The sequence below is a fragment of the Mesorhizobium sp. M7A.F.Ca.AU.001.01.1.1 genome, from assembly GCF_004022735.1.
Lineage (GTDB): Bacteria > Pseudomonadota > Alphaproteobacteria > Rhizobiales > Rhizobiaceae > Mesorhizobium > Mesorhizobium ciceri.
The window spans coordinates 1-5,476 of the sequence record NZ_RZPF01000454.1 but is presented as its reverse complement, the minus strand read 5'-3'; the positions used below and the strand labels follow the sequence as shown (position 1 = coordinate 5,476).

At 62.3% G+C, this 5,476-nt stretch carries 5 protein-coding genes; 3 read left to right on the top strand and 2 right to left on the bottom strand.

Annotated features, from left to right (window positions below):
- The first annotated feature begins 113 nt into the window (after positions 1 to 113).
- Positions 114 to 1,040, top strand: a complete 927-nt coding sequence (locus EN884_RS24045) for a Gfo/Idh/MocA family oxidoreductase (protein WP_013531419.1) — start codon at positions 114 to 116, stop codon at positions 1,038 to 1,040.
- Positions 1,041 to 1,140: 100 nt separating this feature from the next.
- Here EN884_RS24045 and EN884_RS24040 read toward each other — a convergent pair whose 3' ends face one another.
- Positions 1,141 to 1,539, bottom strand: a complete 399-nt coding sequence (locus EN884_RS24040) for a chlorophyllide reductase subunit BchY (protein WP_013531418.1) — start codon at positions 1,537 to 1,539, stop codon at positions 1,141 to 1,143.
- A gap of 96 nt (positions 1,540 to 1,635) precedes the next feature.
- Between EN884_RS24040 and EN884_RS24035 the strand changes: the two genes are divergently transcribed.
- The gene (locus tag EN884_RS24035; protein WP_063168071.1) at positions 1,636 to 2,214 is read left to right on the top strand and encodes a DUF2975 domain-containing protein; all 579 of its coding nucleotides are present in this window, start codon (positions 1,636 to 1,638) and stop codon (positions 2,212 to 2,214) included.
- Positions 2,215 to 2,227: 13 nt separating this feature from the next.
- The gene (locus tag EN884_RS24030; protein ID WP_013531416.1) at positions 2,228 to 2,440 is read left to right on the top strand and encodes a helix-turn-helix transcriptional regulator; all 213 of its coding nucleotides are present in this window, start codon (positions 2,228 to 2,230) and stop codon (positions 2,438 to 2,440) included.
- Between the two features lie 65 nt (positions 2,441 to 2,505).
- Here EN884_RS24030 and EN884_RS24025 read toward each other — a convergent pair.
- Positions 2,506 to 5,476, bottom strand: a 2,971-nt coding sequence (locus EN884_RS24025) for a DNA-directed RNA polymerase subunit beta' (protein WP_128360772.1), incomplete at its 5' end; no start/stop codon positions are given.

The window sequence follows — 5,476 nt, the reverse complement described above, 5'->3', positions numbered from 1 at the left end:
CGACAAATGTGCTGCCGCTAAGGGAAGGCTGAGCTTGGCTGCTCGGCTTCGGCTTGCCCGGGGCAAGTGTTCTGATAAGAAGCCATCACCATCATCAAACAGACGGAGCGGCCATGTCCCAGCCCATCAAGATAGGCATCGTCGGCGTCGGCAAGATCGTCCGCGACCAGCACCTGCCGGCCCTGGCGAAAGACCAGGACTATCGCCTCGTCGCGGCCGCCAGCCGTCACGGCAAGGTGGATGACATCCCGAATTTCCCCACCATCGAAGCCATGCTCGACGCCGTAGCCGAGCTCGAGGCCGTCTCGCTCTGCATGCCGCCGCAATTCCGCTACGACGCGGCGCGGACGGCGCTGACGGCAAAGAAGCATGTCTTCCTGGAGAAGCCGCCAGGCGCTACTGTCAGCGAGGTCGAAGACCTCAAGACATTGGCTGCGCACAACGGCGTCTCGCTGTTCGCCAGCTGGCACTCGCGCTATGCGCCGGCCGTCGAGGCCGCACGTGCTTTTCTAAGTTCAGCCCGCATCCGCTCGGCTGCCATCAACTGGAAAGAGGATGTGCGCCGCTGGCACCCGAACCAGGAATGGATCTGGGCTCCCGGCGGTTTTGGCGTCTTCGATCCCGGCATCAACGCGCTGTCGATTGCCACCCATATCCTGCCGGCCATGTTCATCACCTCGGCGGTGCTCGACTTTCCCGAAAACCGCGCCTCCCCGGTTGCCGCGCGCGTCACCTTCCGCACCTCGAATGGCCTGCCGGTGACGATGGACCTCGACTGGCTGCAGACAGGCCCGCAAAGCTGGGACATCCTGGCCGACACCGACAAGGGCGCCATGGTGCTGTCGGGCGGCGGCTCGAAGCTCGCCATCGATGGCAAGCTCATTCACGAAGAGCCGGAAGCGGAATATCCGATGCTCTACAAGCGCTTCGCCGAGATCGTGCGCGCCGGCGTTTCCGATGTCGATCTGGCCCCGCTCCAGCATGTCGCTGACGCCTTCATGCTCGGCAAGCGCAACGTAGTCGAGGCGTTTTTCGATTGAGCTCTGGAACCGCACTCGCTGATCGCGCGCGGGGGTCGCAGGTTGGGAATAGTCGCGCGACAGGATTGTCGCGCGACTGAGAACCAGCGGATCGCCAGGCTCAATTCCTGGTCCTGCAACCGGCACGCTTGACCATGTCGGCAATGATCAGTGGCGTCGCCGGTGTCTGAGACCAGTTACCCTGACGAGGGGCGCCCGCTTCAAGGGCGGCGCGCACCGCTCGTGTATCCAGGCTGAAAGAACTCTTGCAGGAAACGAGGCCGCCATTGCCGATCGTGTCGGCGATCACGCCGGCGGCTTCGCCAACCCCGGCGACATAGGCGACCAGCGTTTGCCTGGCGACCGGGCTGGTGTCGGCCTTGTCGAGCATTTCCATCACCTGCCCCACCGATATCCGGCCTGTCGCGGTCGACGGGAGGGCGATGGCAGCAAAAGGCGTTATGGACGCGGCGACAATCGCGATGGCTGCCACGGCAATCCGGCGTTTGAACGAAGGCATAGGTTTCTCCTGTGATGAGGAATTGACAAGAATCATCATTACGCATAAACAAATTATTGTAAAACGATAATTCATTACAATGGAGTGATAACGGCGATGATTGAACCTGTCATCACGGCTGTCCCTGCCGATCCTGCCCGCCAGCTTAGATTGAGACGCATCCGACTTTTCAGCCTAGTGCTGGCGAGGTGTTTTGTCGTCCTCGCCATATTGCTGACCATCGGTCTGCTGTTCTACTGGCTCAGCGTCTCCGCCAGTTCGATCGCGGCCGATGCGCAAATCCCACAGGAATGGCTGAGCGAGCTTGGCCTCGGTCGAAGACTGGTCGGGTTCGCGATCTCGTTCGTGCCGCTTGCCTGCCTCGTCTTCGCGCTCATGGCCGCAAGGCGCTGCTTCGGCGCTTTCGCGTCCGGCAACTTCTTCGGTCAGGGCGCCATCAGCAATTTGCGATACTTTGGCCTCGGCCTGCTGGCATCCGCCTTGCTGAAACCGGTTTCGGCGGCGGCATTGTCCGTTCTGCTCAGCTGGGACGCGCCTGCCGGCCAGCACCGGCTGACGCTCGGTCTCGACAGCGACACGATGCTGACCTTGCTGGCAGCTTGCATCGTCGCTGTCATCACCTGGGTCATGGCCGAGGCATCGGCACTCGCCGAAGAAAACGCGCAATTCATCTGATGAGGATCAGCTCATGCCCATAAGGGTCAGGCTCAATGTCGTCCTCGCCGAACGAAACGTGAAGTCAAAGGACCTGGCCGAATATGTCGGCATCACCGAGGCCAATCTTTCCCTTTTGAAGCAGGGAAAGGTCAAGGGTATCCGGTTCGACACGCTGGAGCGCATCTGCGACTATCTCGACTGTCAGCCGGGCGATCTGCTTCGCTTCGAGAGGGTGTCCGAATAGCACAAAGAAATAGGCCGCCGGGTTGCCCCGACGGCCTTATTGCCTGAGATCGTTGCCGTCCGCGCTTACTGCGCGGCGGTGGTCATGTCGGCCAGCATCGGCTCGGCGACTTCCGCACCCGAGGCCTTGCGGCGCTCGTCGATGATCAGTTCGTCGCGCGAGGTGGCGATGCGCCGGATCTGGCTCATCGTGCCGCCGGTACCGGCCGGGATCAACCGGCCGACGATGACGTTTTCCTTCAAGCCCTGCAGCATGTCGGTCTTGCCGGCAACGGCAGCTTCCGTCAGCACTCGCGTCGTCTCCTGGAAGGAGGCGGCCGAGATGAAGGACGGCGTCTGCAGCGATGCCTTGGTGATGCCGAGCAGCACCGGCAGGCCTTCGGCCGGCTTCTTGCCGTCCTCGACCAGACGCTCGTTGACCTCTTCCAGTTCGATCACGTCGACATGATCGCCCGGGATGTAGGTCGAATCGCCCTGCACCGTGATCTCGACCTTCTGCAGCATCTGGCGAACGATCACCTCGATGTGCTTGTCGTTGATCGACACGCCCTGCAGACGGTAGACTTCCTGGATCTCGTTGACGAGGTAGGAAGCAAGTGCCTCCACGCCCTTGATCGCCAGGATGTCGTGCGGCGCCGGGTTGCCGTCGAGGATGTAGTCGCCCTTCTCGATGACGTCGCCGTCCTGGAGATGGAACGGCTTGCCCTTCGGGATCAGGTATTCGACCGGCTCAAGCGTCGAGTCATGCGGCTCGATGATGATGCGACGCTTGTTCTTGTAGTCGCGGCCGAAGCGGATCGTGCCGTCGATCTCGGCGATGATGGCGTGATCCTTCGGACGACGTGCCTCGAACAGCTCGGCAACACGCGGCAGACCGCCGGTGATGTCCTTGGTCTTGGCGCTTTCCATCGGAATACGCGCCAAAACGTCGCCGGGGCGAACCTGCGAACCCGGCTCGACCGAAAGAATGGCCTCGACCGAGAGCAGGAAGCGGGCGTCGCCGCCCTTGGACAGCTTGCCGACCTTGCCCTTGGCGTCCTGGATCGCAATCGCCGGCTTCAGGTCGTTGCCACGTGGCGTCGAGCGCCAGTCGATGACCTCACGCTTGGTGATGCCGGTCGACTCGTCGGCCGTTTCCTGAACGGAAATGCCGTCGACCAGATCCTCGTACGACACCCTGCCCTCGATTTCGGTGAGGACCGGACGCGTGTAGGGATCCCACTCGGCGATACGCTGGCCGCGCTTCACCTTGTCACCATCGTCCACGAAGATGCGCGAACCATAGGTGAGACGGTGCGAGGCGCGCTCCTTGCCGGCTTCGTCGAGGATCAGCACCGCCATGTTGCGGCCCATGACCATCTGCTGGCCGTCGGAGTTGCGCACCACGTTGCGGTTGCGGATCTCGACCTTGCCCTCATACGAGGCTTCAAGGAACGAGCTGTCCACCACCTGCGCGGTACCGCCCATGTGGAAGGTACGCATGGTGAGCTGGGTGCCCGGCTCGCCGATCGACTGCGCCGCGATGACGCCGACGGCTTCGCCCTGGTTGACCGGGGTGCCGCGGGCCAGATCGCGACCGTAGCAGACCGCGCAGACGCCAACCCTGACTTCGCAAGTCAGTGCCGAGCGGATGCGGACCGACTGGACGCCGGCCTTTTCGATCTGTTCCACGTCACGCTCGTCCATCAGCGTTCCGGCCTTGACCAGGATCTCGCCCGACACCGGATGGGTGATGTCGTCGAGCGACGTACGGCCCAGCACGCGCTGGCCGACCGAAGCAACGACCTGACCGGCATCGACGATCGGCTGCATGGTGAGGCCCTTGTCGGTGCCGCAGTCGACGGAGTTGACGATGCAGTCCTGCGCCACGTCGACCAGACGACGGGTGAGGTAACCCGAGTTCGCCGTCTTCAAGGCGGTGTCGGCCAGACCCTTGCGGGCGCCGTGGGTCGAGTTGAAGTACTCGAGCACGGTCAGGCCTTCCTTGAAGTTCGAGATGATCGGCGTCTCGATGATTTCACCCGACGGCTTGGCCATAAGGCCGCGCATGCCGGCAAGCTGGCGCATCTGGGTGGGCGAGCCACGCGCACCGGAGTGCGACATCATGTAGATCGAGTTCATCGGCTTCTGACGGCCATTGTCCTCGAACTCGACCGCCTTGATGCGGGCCATCATCTCGTCGGCGACCTTTTCCGAGCACTTGGCCCAGGCGTCGACGACCTTGTTGTACTTCTCGCCCTGCGTGATCAGACCGTCATTGTACTGCTGCTCGTATTCCTTGGCCAAAGCCTCGGTGTCGGAGACCAGCTTGATCTTGGCATCCGGGATCAGCATGTCGTCCTTGCCGAACGAAATGCCGGCGCGGCAGGCATGGCTGAAGCCGAGCGCCATGATGCGATCGCAGAAAATGACCGTCTCCTTCTGACCGCAGTGGCGGTAGACGGTGTCGATCATCTTGGAGATGTTCTTCTTGGTCATCTCCTGGTTGGCGGTCTCGTAAGGCACGTTGACGTTCTTCGGCAGAAGCTCGCCGATGATCATGCGGCCAGGCGTGGTGTCATGGATCTTCGACACGACCTTGCCTTCGGCGTCGACCGTGCGGAAACGACCCTTGATCTTGGAGTGCAGCGTCACCGCCTTGGTCTCGAGCGCGTGCTGGAGTTCGCCCATGTCGGCAAACACCATGCCCTCGCCCGGCTCGTTCTGGTTGACGATCGAGAGATAGTAGAGACCCAGAACCATGTCCTGCGACGGCACAATGATCGGCGCGCCGGAAGCCGGGTGCAGGATGTTGTTGGTCGACATCATCAGCACGCGGGCTTCAAGCTGCGCTTCCAGCGACAACGGCACGTGAACGGCCATCTGGTCGCCGTCGAAGTCGGCGTTGAAGGCCGTGCAGACCAGCGGGTGCAGCTGGATCGCCTTGCCTTCGATCAGGATCGGCTCGAACGCCTGGATGCCGAGACGGTGCAGCGTCGGCGCACGGTTCAGCAGCACCGGATGCTCGCGGATGACCTCGTCGAGGATATCCCAGACT